We start from the raw sequence: 15,900 nt of genomic DNA, 5'->3' as shown, positions 1-15,900 counted from the left end.
CCCCGCCCCGGACTGTTCGTTCACCCCGCAGTCGCCGGGATCCTAACCCTCCGTCCGAGCCGCCCCCGCACCCACGGCACCGCCGCCACCGCGCAGGCCAGCCCGAACAGCACCATCGGCTGCGCCCGGCCCGTCTCCTCGTCCATGAACAGCAGCATCCCGAGGTTGACCAGCGCGTGGAAGCCGCCCGCCAGGAACAGGCGGGTACGGCCCGCCGTCTCCTCCAGGGCCAGGCCCAGGGCGACCGACATCGTCACCGTCGCCAGCAGGAAGCCCGCCGCGTACGCGGGAGACTCGGCCAGTGCCTGCACGTGCCACACGCCCCACACCACTCCGACCGTCACCGACGTGGTGAGCGGGCCGAAGCGGGTGCGCAGCAGGGGCTGCAGGAAGCACCGCCAGCCGATCTCCTCACCGCACGCGCCGATGAACTGGGCCACGACGATGAGCAGGAACGGGTGGTGCAGGCTGAGCGGGTCGGTGGCGTGGGGCGCGCCGGTCAGCAGGGCGTACGGCAGCGCCGACAGCGCGGTGATCAGGAACGGGGCGGCCAGCAGCGGCCAGGGGGTGCGCCCGCCCACCCCGCCCAGCAGTTCGCGTGTCCGCGACGGCCACAGCAGCGCTGCCAGGGCCACCCCCAGCGCCGGTCCGAACTGCGTGAGTTGGACGACCTCGGTCGGGATCCGGGTCGCCGGCTGTACGGCCCCCAGCGCTCCGGCCGCCAGGAAGGCGACCGTCAAGTACACCGTCACCGGTGCTTTCAGGCTCTGCTGTCTTCTTCGCATGGCTTCGACGATCCCGGGCCGGGAGCGCGAGCGGACTGCACCTGCCTGCCGAATCGGGGTGTACCCAGGTCCACCCCTCGGGTGACCCCACCGCGCGGCATCCCGGATCCGGTGGGCCCGCGCGTTTGGCTGATCGCATGATCAGCAGACGAATCGCCCACCGAGGTGCCGCAGCGCTGCTCGCCGCCGCCATCGCCCTCCCCACGGCGGGCATCGCCGCAGCCTCCCCCGCACCCCCGGCCCCCCGCACCGAACCCGAGCTGGTGCCCGGCGTCGCGCCCGGCCCCGCGCAGCCCTGGCAGATCGACAGGCCCGACCAGGCGCTGCCGCCGAGGATGTACACGCCCAGCAAGCGGGAGAACGCCCGCGAGCCCAAGGCTGCGGCCCCGGGGACGTACGACCTCATCGAGTACGTGCCCATCGAGGACGCCGTCGCCAGGGTGACGTGCAGCAAGCAGGCCGGGCCCTACCAGCGGCAGGTGGAGCGCTGGCTGAAGCTGAAGGTGGACGGGAAGCAGTCCACGGCGGACTGCAAGGCGATCCGCGCCTTCCAGCTCAAGTACAAGATCAAGCCCGCGATCGGCTTCTCCGGGCCGGTCACCTGGTCGACGATGATGCTGATCTCGGCGAAGAAGAACCCCAACGCGGCCAAGAAGTGCCCCGTCCGCACGTACAAGGTGGCCTGCGTCGATCTGGACCGGCAGCTCACCTGGGTGCAGAAGGGCTCCAAGGTGGTGTTCGGGCCGGTGCCGATGCGCAGCGGACGCAAGGGGTACGCCACCCGCAAGGGCTGGCACACCATCTACTGGCGGCACAAGAACCACGTGTCGACCCTGTACTACCAGCCCATGCCCTACGCCCAGTTCTTCGACGGCGGCCAGGCCTTCCACGCCGTCTACGGCAGCATCTACACCACCGTCGGCTCCATGGGCTGCGTCAACCTGAAGCTCGCCCACGCGCGCAAGCTGTGGGACGTGCTGAAGAAGGGCGACCACGTCTACGTGTGGGGGCGGCGGCCGGGCAGCTGAGACAGGGCCTAGGACACTGCACCCGGGGCCCGCGCGGCCCTCTGAGAGACTGGGGGCGCGATGAGTGAGACTGCAACTGTGCCGACCGCCACCCTGCGCGCCCGCGCCGAGATCGATCTGGGCGCCCTGCGCGCCAATGTGCGGGCCCTGTGTGCCCGTACGCCGGGCGCCGCTCTGATGGCCGTCGTCAAGTCCGACGCGTACGGCCACGGGGCGGTGCCGTGCGCCCGCGCGGCCCTGGAGGCGGGGGCGACCTGGCTCGGCACTGCCACGCCCGAGGAGGCGCTCGCGCTGCGCGCGGCAGGTCTGGACACGCGCGTCCTGTGCTGGCTGTGGGTGCCGGGCGGGCCCTGGCGGGAGGCCGTCGAGGCGGACATCGACGTCTCGCTCAGCGGGATGTGGGCACTGCGGGAGGTCATGGAGGCCGCCCGGCAGGCGGGCCGGCCCGCGCGTGTGCAGCTCAAGGCCGACACCGGGCTCGGGCGCAACGGCTGCCAGCCCGGCGAGGACTGGGCCGAGCTGGTCCGTGAGGCGCTGCGCGCCGAGGCCGAGGGGCTGGTCCGGATCACCGGGCTGTGGTCCCACTTCGCCTGCGCCGACGAACCCGGGCACCCCTCCATCGACGCCCAGCTCGACCAGTTCCGGGAGATGGTGGCCTACGCCGAGGGGCAGGGCGTACGGCCGGAGGTGCGGCACATCGCCAACTCGCCGGCCACGCTCACCCTCCCCGAGGCGCGGTTCGACCTCGTCCGCACCGGCATCGCCATGTACGGCATCTCGCCCAGCCCGGAGCTCGGCACCCCGGCGGACTTCGGACTGCGCCCGGTGATGACGCTCAGGGCCTCGCTGGCCCTGGTCAAGCAGGTCCCGGGCGGGCACGGCATCAGCTACGGCCACCACTACGTCACCCCCGGCGAGACCACCCTCGGCCTCGTGCCCGTCGGCTACGCGGACGGCATTCCCCGGCACGCCTCCGGCACCGGGCCGGTGCTGGTCGACGGCAAGTGGCGGACCGTCGCCGGACGGGTCGCGATGGACCAGTTCGTGGTGGACCTGGGCGGCGACCGGCCCGAGGTGGGCAGCGAGGTGATCCTGTTCGGGCCCGGCGACAAGGGCGAGCCCACCGCCGAGGACTGGGCACAGGCCTGCGGCACGATCGCCTACGAAATCGTCACGCGCATCGGAACGCGCGTTCCCCGCGTCTACGTGAACGGGGAAGAACTCGGGTAAGCCCGGTCGCGAGCCATACGGGTACGACGGCTCTGGAGCCGGACTCAGGCGGCACCTGGTTCAGTCGTGCGGTGCTTCGGCCGGTCGGCGAACTGCGGTACGGCGAATTCGGTGACTTCGGTGACGGTGAAGAGGAGCGGTACGTGAGCGAGAGCAGCACGGAGGCGGTGGCGGACGTCGCCTCGGCGGCCGTCGCCGCCTCCGCCCAGGCGGCCGGGAGCTGGCGCAGGGCGACCGGCGTCGCCGGTGCCGCGATAGGCGTCCTCGCCGCGGGCGCCGCCGCCGGTGTCGCCATCGAGCGGATGACGGTCGGGCGCGGCATGCGCCGCAAGGCCCGGCTGGCGCTGGACTCCGCGGGGCCGTACGGCACCCTGCGCGGCACCCCGGGCAAGGCGTACGCCGACGACGGCACTGAGCTGTACTACGAGGTCGACGACGTCGAACCCGACCCGCCCGGCCCGAACGTCTCGCCGCGCCGCCGCCGGCTCTTCGGGCGCAAGGCGCCCGCCCCGGTCACCGTCGTCTTCTGCCACGGCTACTGCCTCAACCAGGACTCCTGGCACTTCCAGCGCGCGGCGCTGCGCGGGGTCGTCCGCGCCGTGCACTGGGACCAGCGCAGCCACGGCCGCTCCGGGCGTGGCCTGGCCCAGAGCCAGGACGGCGTGCCCCTCACCATCGACCAGCTCGGCCGCGACCTGAAGGCCGTCCTCGACGCGGCCGTGCCGGACGGGCCGATCGTGCTCGTCGGGCACTCCATGGGCGGGATGACCATGATGGCGCTCGCTGCCCAGTTCCCCGAGCTGATCCGGGACCGGGTCGTGGCCACCGCCTTCGTCGGTACCTCCTCCGGGCGGCTCGCCGAGGTCGACTTCGGGCTGCCCGTGGCCGGCGTCAACGCGGTGCGCCGGATCCTGCCCGGAGTGCTGAAGGCGCTCGGGCAGCAGGCGGAGCTGGTGGAGAAGGGGCGCCGGGCCACCGCCGATCTGTTCGCCGGGATCATCAAGCGGTACTCGTTCGCGGGCCGGGACGTCGACCCCGCGGTCGCGCGGTTCGCGGAACGGATGATCGAGGCCACGCCGATCGACGTGGTCGCCGAGTTCTACCCGGCCTTCACCGAGCACGACAAGACCGAGGCCCTCGGCTGCTTCCGGGACGTCCCGGTGCTCGTCCTCGCCGGGGTGCGGGACCTGGTCACGCCCAGCGAGCACAGCGAGGCCATCGCCGACCTGCTGCCGGACGCCGAACTGGTGCTCGTGCCGGACGCCGGGCACCTGGTGATGCTGGAGCACCCGGAAGTGGTCACCGACCGCCTCGCCGATCTGCTCACCCGCGCGGGTGCCGTGCCCGCAGGGGCTACCGTTATTGGCTATGGAACATCCGGCAGCACCAGCAGCTCAGCACCGCCCCGCTGACACCCGGCTGACGATCACCTCGCCCGAGCAGATGCGGGAGCTGGGCCGCCGCCTGGCCAAGCTGCTGCGCGCGGGCGACCTGGTGATGCTCAGCGGGGAACTCGGCGCGGGCAAGACGACGCTGACCCGCGGGCTCGGCGAGGGTCTCGGGGTGCGCGGCGCGGTCACCTCGCCGACCTTCGTGATCGCCCGTGTGCACCCTTCCCTCGGCGACGGCCCGCCGCTCGTCCACGTGGATGCCTACCGGCTCGGCGGCGGCCTGGACGAGATGGAGGACCTCGACCTCGACGTCTCGCTGCCCGAGTCGGTGATGGTCGTGGAGTGGGGCGAGGGCAAGGTCGAGGAGCTGACCGAGGACCGCCTCCAGGTCGTCATCCACCGCGCCGTCGGCACTGCGACATGGGGGGACACCCCCGAACCCCCGGGCGCCGACGAGGTACGGCACGTCACGCTGACCGGGCTGGGAGAGCGCTGGGCCGAGGCCGGGCTGGAGACGCTGGACGCCTGAAGCCCGAGGGGCTTTCCGACAAGCCGTCGGCAAGATATTGCGCAGGGCCTCCCGGGCGTGGTCACATGGAACCCAGCCCGTGGTTAGGCGTGCCTAACTACGACTGCCCGGCACCTCAGGAGGCGTCCATGACCGCTCCTCGACCCACGGCTCAGGTCCGGCCGCCCGTGCTCACCGGGGTGTCCATGCGCGACCTGCTCGCGTCGTGCGCGGCAGCGGACGCGGTGTCCAGACCCCCGCGCGAGCCGGAGCCGGAGACGCCCCGGAAGCCGGTCCGGGGGAACCGCGCAGCCGCCTAGCGGATCACGACCACCCGGACGCCGATCGTCGCGAACTTCCACATCGCGTCCCCGTCCGCCCGGTTCTCCCGGATGCCGCCCGTCTTCACGCTCGTGTCCGGCACCAGTCCGGGGTCCTCGCTCATGGCCGCGCTGAAGCCGATCACCACGCCGTCCACGCTGGTGAAGCGCACCACGTGCTCGATGGGGATGCCGTCGGTCCCGGTGACCGCGTTCGAGCGGGAGGTGACCTCGTAGACGCCGGGGACCGGGTCGACGCTGCCGGGCTTCACCCGGAACGTGCGCTGGAGGTCGTTCTTCTCGCCGACGAGCCAGACCCGGTCGTCGTCCACCGAGTACACGACCCGTTCACCTGTTCCGGAATCGCTCGGCAGGGCGGCCGGGTTCCGGCCGTCGCGGGGCGCCTTGGAGACCGCCGACGAGGGGGACGCGCCCGCCGTGGGCCCGCTGCCCAGGTTCGCCGGCACGGTCGCTTGCGCCTGGTAGGCCAGGAAGCCGACGGCTGCGAAGGCCGCCGCGGTCAGGCCGGCCACGATCCCCGAGCTGGTCCCTGCCACGTGCGTTCACCTCTGCCTCATGCGCCTCATGCGATATGTCGTACTTCGCACAGACCGTAGCAGTGAGTCATCGTCTGCCCCGGACGGCCATGCGGTGGGCGCGGGCGCCGTAGGCTGTTCGCGTGCTCTTGCTCGCTCTGGATACCGCCACACCCGCCGTCACCGTCGCGCTGCACGACGGCACGGACGTCATCGCCTCGTCGAGCCAGGTGGACGCGCGCCGGCACGGAGAGCTGCTGCTGCCGGCCGTCGACCGCATCCTCGCCGAGGCCGGGCTCAAGCTGGACGCCGTCACCGGCATCGTCGCCGGCATCGGGCCCGGCCCCTACACCGGCCTGCGCGTCGGCCTGATGACGGCCGACACCTTCGGCCTCGCGCTCGGCGTCCCCGTCCACGGCGTCTGCACGCTGGACGGTCTCGCCTACGCCGCCGACATCGAGAAGGGCCCCTTCGTCGTGGCGACCGACGCCCGGCGCAAGGAGGTCTACTGGGCGACGTACGCCGACTCGCGCACCCGGCTGACCGGCCCGTCCGTCGACCGCCCCGCCGACATCGCCGAGCGCGTCGCCGGGCTCCCCGCGGTCGGCGCGGGCGCGCTGCTCTACCCGGACACGTTCCCGCGCGTCCACGAGCCCGAGCACGTGTCCGCCGCGGCGCTCGCCTCGCTGGCCGCCGAGAAGCTGGCCGCGGGCGAGGAGCTGCCGGAGCCGCGCCCGCTGTACCTGCGCCGCCCGGACGCCCAGGTCCCCAAGAACTACAAGGTGGTCACCCCGAAGTGACGCAGCCGGAAACCCCGCGACTGCGCGAGATGCGCTGGTGGGACATCGACCCGGTCCTGGAACTGGAGAAGGACCTCTTCCCCGAGGACGCCTGGTCCCGGGGCATGTTCTGGTCCGAGCTGGCCCATGCCCGGGGCCCCGAGGCGACCCGGCGCTACCTGGTGGCCGAGGACGAGGGCCACGTCGTCGGCTACGCCGGCCTCGCCGCCTCCGGCGACCTGGGCGACGTCCAGACGATCGCCGTCGCCCGCAACCTCCAGGGCACCGGGCTCGGCGCGCGCCTGCTCGCCGAGCTGCTGCGGGCGGCGACCGCGTTCGAGTGCGTCGAGGTGATGCTCGAATGCCGGGTGGACAACGTCCGCGCCCAGAAGCTGTACGAGCGTTTCGGCTTCACGCCCATCGGGTTCCGGCGCGGCTACTACCAGCCGGGCAACGTGGACGCCCTGGTGATGCGACGCATGACCGACCCTTCGACCTCCGTACAAGGAACCGAGAGCAATGGCTGACTCACGCGACGAGCCTCTGGTACTCGGCATCGAGACCTCCTGCGACGAGACCGGCGTCGGCATCGTCCGCGGCACCACCCTGCTGGCGGACGCCGTCGCCTCCAGCGTCGACGAGCACGCCCGCTTCGGCGGCGTCGTACCGGAGGTGGCGTCCCGGGCGCATCTGGAGGCGATGGTCCCGACCATCGACCGCGCGCTGAAGGAGGCGGGCGTCTCCGCAAGGGACCTGGACGGCATTGCGGTCACCGCCGGCCCCGGTCTCGCGGGCGCCCTGCTGGTCGGTGTCTCGGCGGCGAAGGCGTACGCCTACGCGCTCGGCAAGCCCCTGTACGGCGTCAACCACCTCGCCTCGCACATCTGCGTCGACCAGCTGGAGCACGGGCCGCTGCCCGAGCCGACGATGGCCCTGCTGGTCTCCGGCGGCCACTCCTCGCTGCTGCTGTCCGAGGACATCACCTCCGACGTGCGCCCGATGGGCTCGACCATCGACGACGCGGCCGGCGAGGCCTTCGACAAGATCGCCCGTGTGCTGAACCTGGGCTTCCCGGGCGGCCCGGTCATCGACCGGTACGCCCGCGAGGGCAACCCGGAGGCCATCGCCTTCCCGCGCGGCCTGACCGGCCCGCGCGACCCGGCGTACGACTTCTCCTTCTCCGGACTGAAGACGGCCGTGGCCCGCTGGATCGAGGCCAAGCGGGCGGCGGGCGAGGAGGTCCCGGTGCGGGACGTGTCCGCGTCCTTCCAGGAGGCCGTGGTCGACGTGCTGACCCGCAAGGCCGTGCGCGCCTGCAAGGACGAGGGCGTCGACCACCTGATGATCGGCGGCGGCGTCGCCGCGAACTCGCGCCTGCGCGCCCTGGCCCAGGAGCGCTGCGAGGCGGCCGGCATCCGGCTGCGCGTGCCGCGCCCCAAGCTGTGCACGGACAACGGCGCCATGGTGGCAGCGCTCGGCGCCGAGATGGTCGCCCGGAACCGGGCCGCCTCCAGCTGGGACCTGTCGGCGGACTCCTCCCTGCCGGTCACCGACCCGCATGTCCCCGGGCACGACCATGTGCACGAGGTCAGCAAGGAGAACCTCTACTCATGACCGTCGCCCTGATGTGGGAGGCGCGGGCGGCCGACGGGCGGGGAGCGGAACTCCTCGCCTGGGTACGCGAACAGCGCCTGACGCAGGAGCCGTTGCGGCGGGAGACCTTCCGCGCGCCGCAGGACCGGGTGCTGGTCATCACCTGGTGGGACGCGTCGTACGACACGGAGCTGCCCGAACTGCCCGAGCCGGACGCCGAGTTGGTGACGCGGGCCGTGCACCGGTGGCGGTTCGAGTCGGTGGCCGACGGCTGAGGTTGAGGTGTCCGGCCGGACTGGGCTATGATCATCACACAGCGAACGGCCGGAACGCCGGTACGGACGCAGTGCGTTGGTGGTCCAAGGAAAGACGCCCCGCTTCCTGCGGGGAAATGCAGGTGCAAGGCCTGCCCGGCGCTCCAGACGAACCCCGCCCCGGGACTTCCCGGGGCGGGGTTTCGCGTTACCGGCGCCCGGTCTCCTGCGGCTGGACCGCCTCCGCCTCGGGGCCCTGGTGCTCCAGGCCCGGCGTCGCCGCCTTCCGGCGCTCCTGCACCTGCGCGTACGCCATCAGACCGAACAGCACCGCGAGCAGCACCGCCGAGGAACCGGCCGTACCCAGGTCCAGGCCGCCCTTGGCGGTCGGCTTGGTCAGGAAGTCACCGGCCGTCGCGCCCAGCGGGCGGGTCAGCACGAACGCGATCCAGAACAGCAACACGTTCGGCACGGCCGGGACCTTCATCAGCGCGACCAGCACGAGCAGGGCGCCGGTGACCAGGGCCGCGCCGCCCAGGTAGCCGAGGCCCGAGCTGTCGGACAGGAAGTCGCCCATGGAGGTGCCGAGGGTGTTGGAGACCAGGATCGCGCCCCAGAACAGGGCCTCGCCCTTGAAGGTGACGATCTCGGTGATCTCGAACGTCATCCCGCTCAGCTTCCAGGCGAGGAAGATCAGCAGCAGGATCGAGATGAGGATCGCGGCGCCCTCCGGGTAGCCGAGGCCGAGGCCCTGCGGGCCCCAGCCCAGCTTCGTCGCGCCGTTCGAGAGGTACTTGGCGCTGGCGTCGCGGTTCATGAAGTCGGACATCGTGGTGCCGGCCATGCTGGTCGACAGGATGACCGTCCAGTAGAAGAACGGGTTGTACCGGGACGAGCGCAGCTGGATCACCAGCGTGACCACGAAGACCAGGAACAAGGCGATGGTGGTGAGGAAGTAGCCGAGCTTCAGCGTCTGCGCGAACAGGTCGCCCGCCGTCTCGCCCAGCGTCGTCGCCGCGATCTTCATGATCCAGAACGCGAGGGTGACCTCGGGCAGCTTCTTCATCACTGACTTTGTCTTCGTCAAGAATGCTCCAATGGTGGGGGGTTGGACAAAAGCGCCCCCCACCCTGTCGGCGGCAACCTGAATGCATCCTGAACGCACACGTCCGGGGTCTTGCGGAATCGGGGAGCGACTGGTTCCGCCGTGTCTCCATACGTGCCACTCGGACCCCTCGGTTCAATCGCTTCCCGCGGACACTCCACCTCGCAGCGCAACCTCCGCCCGGCCCGGGTACAACGCTCCCTGGAGCGGCAGCAATCCGGTACCCACGGTGACGCCGGGATGAGAATTTCCCAAGAAACCCGGCTCTCACCGCCTGCACTAACAGTCCCCTAATAATTCGGACTTACGTTCCTGCCCGTGACGCGACACGAGGAGCAAGGCGACGCGGGCGGGCGGGCGCACAGCGGGGCGCTGGGACAGGCGGGACAGCGGGCGGGCCGGCGGTCGAGGGTGCTGAAGGCCGCCGGTCTCGCCCTGGCCGGTGCCCTGGTGCTGGGCGTGGCCACCGCGGGCTGGGCGTACTGGCATCTCAACCACAACATCCGAAGCGTCGACATCGACAGCGCGCTCGGCGACGACCGCCCCGCGAAGGTGCCGGCCACCCCGTCGCCGGGTGCCTCGGCCGCCCCCGCCGCCGTGCTGCCGGCCGGCTCCCTGAACATCCTGGTCCTCGGCTCGGACTCGCGCAGCGGCAAGGCCGACAAGGCGCTCGGCGGCGGCGACAGCTCCGGCGCCCGCTCCGACACGGCGATGGTGGTGCACATCGACGCGGGCCGCCGGAAGGCCACCGTCGTCAGCATCCCGCGCGACACGCTCGTCCCCCGCCCGTCCTGCCCGCTGCCCTCCGGGGGGTCGACGGCTCCGGCGTACTCGGCGATGTTCAACAGCGCTTATGAGGTGGGCGGTCCGGTGTGCGCGGTGAAGACCGCCGAGGCGGTCACCGGCATCCGCATGGACCACTACATCGAGATCGACTTCTCCGGCTTCGCGAGGCTGGTGGACGCGCTCGGCGGGGTCGACGTCACCACCGCCCAGGACATCGACGACGACAAGAGCCATCTGCATCTGCAGGCCGGGGCCCACCACCTCGACGGCACCCAGGCCCTCGCCCTCGCCCGCACCCGGCACGGCATAGGCGACGGCAGCGACCTCGGCCGCATAGGACTCCAGCAGAAGCTGGTGAAGGCCCTGCTGGAGCAGATCGCGGCCACCGACCTGCTCACCGACCCCGCCAAGCTGTACCGGGTCGCCGACGCGGTCACCGCGAGCCTCACCACCGACACCGCACTGGACTCCCTGGGCGAGCTGACGAAGCTGGGCCAGAGCCTGAAGCACCTGACGGCCGACGCGGTGACGACGGTGATGATGCCGGTGGTGACCGCGCCCTCCGACCCCAACCGCGTGGTGGCGCGGCAGCCCGCGGCGGACGACCTGTGGGCCTCGCTGCGCGGCTGATCGGCAGACTGACCGGCCGCCGGAAAAAAATCTCGGAAGATTTCCCGGGACCGTGTCGATCCGGGTGTCTCCCGTTCGACGCATGGGTGAGCGGCGGGGAACGGCCCCGCCGCCGCGACCGAAGGAGTCACCATGCCGCGCTACATGTCGATCGTGCACATCGACGAGTCCTCCGCCCCCGCCGATGGCCCCAGCGAGGAGCTGATGCGGCGGATGGGCGAGCTGATCGAGGAGATCACCAAGGCCGGCGTCATGCTCGACACCGCCGGGCTGACCCCCTCCGCCCAGGGCACCACGGTGCACTGGAAGGGCGGGCAGATCTCCGTCATCGACGGCCCGTTCACCGAGTCCAAGGAGGTCATCGGCGGCTACGCGATCATGCAGTGCAAGGACAAGGCCGAGGCCCTGGAGTGGACCAAGCGCTTCCTGAAGGTCCACGAGGACTACTGGAACGTCTCGTGCGAGGTGCGGGAGATCGCCGAAGCCTGATCCCGCGTTGGCCCCAGTAGCCGTTCGGGGTGTTGCATGGTGGGCTGTGGAACCGCAGCCCACCGCAGCACGCCCGACCGAGGCGCCGCACACGAGTGAGACAGCGCACGCGGCCGAGACGGCGCACGCGGCCGAGACGGCGCACGCGATCGAGACCGTCTTCCGCCTGGAGTCGCCCCGGGTGATCGCCGGGGTCGCCCGGATCGTCCGGGACGTCGGCATCGCCGAGGAACTGGCGCAGGACGCCCTGGTCGCGGCCCTGGAGCAGTGGCCCCGGGACGGTGTGCCCGACAACCCGGGCGCCTGGCTCATGGCCACCGCCCGCCGCCGCGCCGTCGACCTGGTCCGGCGCAAGGAGACGTACGCCCGCAAGCTCGCCGAGATCGGCCGGGACCTGGAGACCACGGCCCCGCCGGAGGAGCCCGCCGACCCCGACGACATCGACGACGACCTGCTCCGCCTGGTCTTCACCACCTGCCACCCGGTGCTGTCCGCCGAGGCCCGCACCGCGCTCACCCTGCGCCTGCTCGGCGGCCTGACGACGGCCGAGATCGCCCGTGCCTACCTCGTCCCGGAGCCGACGATCGCCCAGCGCATCGTCCGCGCCAAGCGCACCCTGGCCACGAAGAACATCGCCTTCGAGGTGCCGTACGGCCCCGACCGCGAGGCCCGCCTCGGGTCCGTGCTGGACGTCATCTACCTGATCTTCAACGAGGGTTATGCGGCCACCGCGGGCGACGACTGGCTGCGCCCCGGCCTGTGCGAGGACGCGCTGCGGCTGGCGCGCGTGCTGGCCGCCCTGATGCCCAAGGAGCCCGAGGTGCACGCTCTGGCCTCGCTCCTGGAGTTCCAGGCCTCCCGCGCCGCCGCCCGCACCGGCCCCGGCGGCCATCCGGTGCTGCTCAGGGACCAGAACCGGCGCCGCTGGAACCGCCTGCTCATCGCCCGCGGCATCCGCGCCCTGGGCCGCGCCGACGCCACGGCCACCGGCGCTCCCGGTCCCTACGCCCTCCAGGCCGCCATCGCCGCCTGCCACGCCCACGCCCACACCTACGCGGACACCGACTGGCAGGCCATCGCCGCCCTGTACGGCCTGCTGGCGGCCCGGTCGCCGTCCCCGGTGGTCGAGCTGAACCGCGCGGTCGCCGTGTCGATGGCCGAGGGCCCGGCCGCGGGACTGAGGCTGGTGGACGCCCTGACCGGCGAACCCGCCCTGCGCGGCTACCACTTGCTGCCCAGCGTCCGCGGCGATCTGCTGGCCCGCCTCGGGCGCACCGCCGAGGCCCGCGAGGAGTTCGTCCGCGCGGCCGGGCTCGCCCGCAACGAGAAGGAGCGGGAACTGCTGCTGGGCAGGGCCGCGGAGTGCGGCCCGTGAGCGGATGGGCTCAGCAGGCGGGGGCGCCGATCAGCATGGTCGGCGCGCCCGCCACGCGGGTGAGGAACACGGTGGCCGCGTTCGGCCCCTGCGGCTTGACCTTCCGGCGCAGTTCCTCCGGCTCGACCGCCGACCCGCGCTTCTTCACGGTCAGCGTGCCGACCTGCCGCTCCCGCAGCAGCGCCTTCAGCTTCTTGACGTTGAAGGGGAGTTGGTCGGTGATCTCGTAGGCGGTGGCGTACGGCGTGGGCCGCAGCTCATCGGCGGTGACGTAGGCGATCGTCGCGTCGACGAGCCCGCCGCCGACCTCCTCGGCCACGTCCGCGACCAGATGGGCCCGGATCACGGCGCCGTCCGGCTCGTACAGATACCGGCCCACCGGCCGCACCCCGGGATCGGGCAGTTTCTTGCCGGGCAGCGTGCGCGGGCCGGGCAGCAGCGTGGCGCGGATGAGGCCCGGCTCGGTCCCGAACCACAGCACGGCCTCCTTCACATCGCCGCCGTCGGAGATCCACTCGGCCTCGGCCTCGGCGGGGATCGCCTCGTGCGGGATGCCGGGGGCGATCTTCAGGGCGGCGCGGGGCGCCTGGAGGGCCGCGGCTACCGCCCAGGACAGCGGCGGCGAGTAGGCCTCGGGGTCGAAGATCCGCCCGCGACCTCCGCGCCGGGCCGGATCCACGAACACGGCGTCGAAACCGGCCGTGTCCACCTCCGTGACGTCCGCCTCCCGCACCTCGATCAGCTCGGCGAGCCCCAGCTCCGCGGCGTTCGCCCGCGCCACGGCGGCCGTCAGCGGATCCCGGTCCACGGCCAGCACCCGGATTCCGGCCCGCGCCAGCGCGATGGCGTCACCGCCGATCCCGCAACAGAGGTCGGCGACCGAGCCGATACCCAGCTCCTTCATCCGCCCCGCCCGGTACGTGGCCACGCTCGTCCGGGTCGACTGCTCGACCCCGTTCGGCGTGAAGAACATCCGCTCCGCGTCCGCCGCCCCGAACTTCGCCGCCGCCCGCTGCCGCAGCCGGGCCTGGCCGAGCGCCGCCGACACCAGCTCCGCGGGGTGTTCGCGGCGCAGCCGGGTGGCGACGGCCAGCTCCTGCGCGGGATCGGTGCCGCGCACCTCGTCGAGGAGGGCGCGGCCTTCGGGGGTGAGGAGGAGAGCGAGGTCGTTCACCGGGTCATTGTGGGCCAGTCGGTGGACCGTGCGCCTCCGGTGGCGGTGTCGGCCCGGATCCGGGGACGGGGCCTGGGAGGATCCGGCACCATGCGAGCAGTCGTACAAAACGATAAAAATCGGTTGCCCTTGCGCACACTGATCCTCCGCTGCGGCACCGCGGCGCTGGTGTCCGCCGCCGTCGTCTCCGGCTGCGCCGCCCCCAGCTCCGACGCCGTCGCCCACCCCGCCCCCGGCCAGCAGCCCGTCCAGGGCGGCCCCGCCCGCGCCCTGGACTCCTACGCCGACCATCTCGCCGCCGAGCACGCCCGGGTGGCCGCCGCCGCCCGGCACTGGGGCCTGGCCCGCACCCCCTTGTCCCCGCCGGCCCCGCCCGCCAGGAAGCCGAGGATCACCGCACGCGCCGGCTTCGAGGTCACCGGGCAGGAGGAGGAGAACCTCCCCCCGGTCTTCACGACGATCCCCACCAAGCAGAGGGTCGTCTTCCTCACCATCGACGACGGCGCCGAGAAGGACCCCGCCTTCCTGCGCATGATGAGCGAGCTGAAGATCCCCTACACGGCCTTCCTCAGCAACTACCTGGTCAAGGACGACTACGGCTACTTCCGCAAGATGCAGTCCGAGGGTCACACCCTGAACAACCACACCATGACCCACCCCTACATGCCCGGCCTGTCCTACGAGCAGCAGAAGGACCAGATCTGCGGCATGCAGGCGGTCATGAAGAGGCAGTACGGCAAGGCCCCCACCGTCTTCCGCCCGCCGTACGGCAACTACAACGGCGACACTCTGCGCGCGGCCAAGGCCTGCGGGATCAAGTACGCGCCGATCTGGGACGAAGAGGTCTTCGTGGACCACTGGGAGTACCGCGAGTGGGACCGCAGCCTGCACCCCGGCGACATCGTGCTCACCCACTTCCGCGGCCGGGACGACTGGAACGGCACGATGATCGACGACATGCGCCGCTTCCTGAACAAGGTCACCGCCGAGGGGTACGCCGTGGCCCGCCTGGAGGACTACCTGTGAGGCGCGGAGGAAACCGGCGGGGCCTGGCGGCCGTCCTCGCCTCGGCCCTCCTCCTCACCGGCTGCGCCCAGTCCGTCGACCCCATCGAACGGCTCGGCAAGAAGGCGGCCCAGCGGGTACGGCAGCACACCTCCGCCGACCAGCCCTACCGCCACTGGGGCCTGGCGGCACCCCTGTCCCACCCGGCGCACCCCGCCAGGCGCCTGTCCGCCCGCACCCTCGGGGCGAAGGGCTCCGCCCTCCCGCCCGTGCTGGACCGCGTCCCCACTCACGACAAGGTCGTCTTCCTCACCTACGACGACGGCGCCGAGAAGGACCCCCGCTTCGCCGACATGGTCCGCGAACTCCGGCTCCCTGTCAGCATGTTCCTGGCCGGCGCCACGACCGGCCCGGTCCGCGCGCACACCGCCCGGCTGCGCTCGGCCGGCGCCGCCATCGAGAACCACACCCACGACCACCGCGCCCTGCCCGGACTGCCCTACGCCGACCAGCGCGCCGAGATCTGCGCCCAGCAGGACAGACTCCGCACCGGCCTGGGCCTCCACCCCCGCCTCCTGCGCCCGCCCTACGGCAACTACGACCCCACCACCCTGCGCGCGGCAGCGTCCTGTGGCATCTCCGCGGTCGTCCTGTGGCGAGCCACCATGGGTGCCCACACCCTGACCTTCACCCACGGCCCCCGCACCCTCCGCCCCGGCGACATCGTGGCCCTGAACCCGGACGGCACGAGGGGGCGGGCCCTGCGCGAGCGAACGACCCGCTTGCTGAGGCGGGCGCAGGAGAGGGGGCTGACGGTGGGGCGCCTGGAGGACTACCTGTAAATCGGCAGCGGGGTCCGGGGAAACAGGGCCGACGCGCCGTGCGTATTGGCACTCCGCTTGACCGAGTGCT

Annotated in this window: 18 protein-coding genes; 14 read left to right on the top strand and 4 right to left on the bottom strand. The window is 72.2% G+C overall.

The window, feature by feature from the left end:
• Positions 1-20 precede the first annotated feature (20 nt).
• A complete protein-coding gene (locus tag ACWD3E_RS24360; protein WP_451389663.1) occupies positions 21-785 on the bottom strand; it encodes a CPBP family intramembrane glutamic endopeptidase in 765 nt (254 codons plus the stop codon).
• Positions 786-922: 137 nt separating this feature from the next.
• On the opposite strand from ACWD3E_RS24360, the gene ACWD3E_RS24355 reads away from it, so the two are divergent.
• From ACWD3E_RS24355 to ACWD3E_RS24335, 5 genes are all read left to right on the top strand, one after another.
• On the top strand, positions 923-1,813 hold the full coding sequence (locus tag ACWD3E_RS24355) for a L,D-transpeptidase (RefSeq protein ID WP_451389662.1): 891 nt from the start codon (positions 923-925) through the stop codon (positions 1,811-1,813).
• Positions 1,814-1,873: 60 nt separating this feature from the next.
• Positions 1,874-3,043, top strand: a complete 1,170-nt coding sequence (gene alr, locus ACWD3E_RS24350) for an alanine racemase (protein WP_451389661.1) — start codon at positions 1,874-1,876, stop codon at positions 3,041-3,043.
• 143 nt (positions 3,044-3,186) lie between these two features.
• On the top strand, positions 3,187-4,455 hold the full coding sequence (locus ACWD3E_RS24345; protein ID WP_451389660.1) for an alpha/beta fold hydrolase: 1,269 nt from the start codon (positions 3,187-3,189) through the stop codon (positions 4,453-4,455).
• A complete protein-coding gene (tsaE, locus tag ACWD3E_RS24340) occupies positions 4,412-4,963 on the top strand; it encodes a tRNA (adenosine(37)-N6)-threonylcarbamoyltransferase complex ATPase subunit type 1 TsaE (RefSeq protein ID WP_451389659.1) in 552 nt (183 codons plus the stop codon). Before ACWD3E_RS24345 ends, tsaE begins: the two co-directional genes overlap by 44 nt.
• A 128-nt stretch (positions 4,964-5,091) precedes the next feature.
• Positions 5,092-5,262 (top strand): hypothetical protein, encoded by a 171-nt coding sequence (locus ACWD3E_RS24335; RefSeq protein WP_451389658.1) that lies wholly within the window; start codon positions 5,092-5,094, stop codon positions 5,260-5,262.
• On the opposite strand, the gene ACWD3E_RS24330 is transcribed toward ACWD3E_RS24335, so the two are convergent.
• Positions 5,259-5,819, bottom strand: a complete 561-nt coding sequence (locus ACWD3E_RS24330; protein WP_451389657.1) for a hypothetical protein — start codon at positions 5,817-5,819, stop codon at positions 5,259-5,261. The two genes, ACWD3E_RS24335 and ACWD3E_RS24330, sit on opposite strands and share 4 nt — an antisense overlap.
• A 122-nt stretch (positions 5,820-5,941) precedes the next feature.
• Between ACWD3E_RS24330 and tsaB the strand changes: the two genes are divergently transcribed.
• Genes tsaB through ACWD3E_RS24310 form a run of 4 tightly spaced genes read left to right on the top strand, consistent with a single transcriptional unit; the run spans position 5,942 to position 8,445 of the window.
• Positions 5,942-6,598 (top strand): tRNA (adenosine(37)-N6)-threonylcarbamoyltransferase complex dimerization subunit type 1 TsaB, encoded by a 657-nt coding sequence (tsaB, locus tag ACWD3E_RS24325; protein WP_451389656.1) that lies wholly within the window; start codon positions 5,942-5,944, stop codon positions 6,596-6,598.
• Entirely contained in the window at positions 6,595-7,104 is a 510-nt protein-coding gene (gene rimI / locus ACWD3E_RS24320; protein WP_451389655.1) for a ribosomal protein S18-alanine N-acetyltransferase, read from the top strand. Before tsaB ends, rimI begins: the two co-directional genes overlap by 4 nt.
• Complete coding sequence (tsaD, locus tag ACWD3E_RS24315; protein ID WP_451389654.1) at positions 7,097-8,191, top strand: tRNA (adenosine(37)-N6)-threonylcarbamoyltransferase complex transferase subunit TsaD; 1,095 nt, start codon at positions 7,097-7,099, stop codon at positions 8,189-8,191. Before rimI ends, tsaD begins: the two co-directional genes overlap by 8 nt.
• The gene (locus ACWD3E_RS24310; protein WP_451389653.1) at positions 8,188-8,445 is read left to right on the top strand and encodes a hypothetical protein; all 258 of its coding nucleotides are present in this window, start codon (positions 8,188-8,190) and stop codon (positions 8,443-8,445) included. The genes tsaD and ACWD3E_RS24310 overlap by 4 nt, the downstream gene beginning before the upstream one ends.
• Positions 8,446-8,632: 187 nt before the next feature.
• Here the strand turns inward: ACWD3E_RS24310 and ACWD3E_RS24305 are convergent, their stop codons facing one another.
• The gene (locus ACWD3E_RS24305; RefSeq protein ID WP_451389652.1) at positions 8,633-9,511 is read right to left on the bottom strand and encodes a COG4705 family protein; all 879 of its coding nucleotides are present in this window, start codon (positions 9,509-9,511) and stop codon (positions 8,633-8,635) included.
• A gap of 429 nt (positions 9,512-9,940) precedes the next feature.
• Here ACWD3E_RS24305 and ACWD3E_RS24300 point away from each other — a divergent pair, with 429 nt between their 5' ends.
• From ACWD3E_RS24300 to ACWD3E_RS24290, 3 genes are all read left to right on the top strand, one after another.
• Complete coding sequence (locus ACWD3E_RS24300; RefSeq protein WP_451389686.1) at positions 9,941-10,945, top strand: LCP family protein; 1,005 nt, start codon at positions 9,941-9,943, stop codon at positions 10,943-10,945.
• 132 nt (positions 10,946-11,077) lie between these two features.
• The gene (locus tag ACWD3E_RS24295; protein ID WP_451389651.1) at positions 11,078-11,434 is read left to right on the top strand and encodes a YciI family protein; all 357 of its coding nucleotides are present in this window, start codon (positions 11,078-11,080) and stop codon (positions 11,432-11,434) included.
• Positions 11,435-11,582: 148 nt separating this feature from the next.
• Entirely contained in the window at positions 11,583-12,809 is a 1,227-nt protein-coding gene (locus tag ACWD3E_RS24290; RefSeq protein WP_451389685.1) for an RNA polymerase sigma factor, read from the top strand.
• Between the two features lie 10 nt (positions 12,810-12,819).
• Here the strand turns inward: ACWD3E_RS24290 and ACWD3E_RS24285 are convergent, their stop codons facing one another.
• Entirely contained in the window at positions 12,820-13,983 is a 1,164-nt protein-coding gene (locus tag ACWD3E_RS24285; protein WP_451389650.1) for a class I SAM-dependent methyltransferase, read from the bottom strand.
• Positions 13,984-14,073: 90 nt separating this feature from the next.
• On the opposite strand from ACWD3E_RS24285, the gene ACWD3E_RS24280 reads away from it, so the two are divergent.
• Both ACWD3E_RS24280 and ACWD3E_RS24275 read left to right on the top strand, forming a co-directional pair.
• Positions 14,074-15,009: a polysaccharide deacetylase family protein gene (locus tag ACWD3E_RS24280; RefSeq protein WP_451389649.1), complete on the top strand. Its 936-nt coding sequence runs from the start codon at positions 14,074-14,076 to the stop codon at positions 15,007-15,009.
• Positions 15,006-15,830 carry a polysaccharide deacetylase family protein gene (locus tag ACWD3E_RS24275; RefSeq protein ID WP_451389648.1) on the top strand — a complete coding sequence of 275 codons (825 nt, stop codon included), beginning with the start codon at positions 15,006-15,008 and terminating at the stop codon, positions 15,828-15,830. Before ACWD3E_RS24280 ends, ACWD3E_RS24275 begins: the two co-directional genes overlap by 4 nt.
• Positions 15,831-15,900 lie beyond the last annotated feature (70 nt).

The organism is Streptomyces sp. NPDC002676, assembly GCF_053592455.1.
Note: the sequence above shows the minus strand (reverse complement) of the source record. Positions and strands in the feature narration are given on the sequence as shown.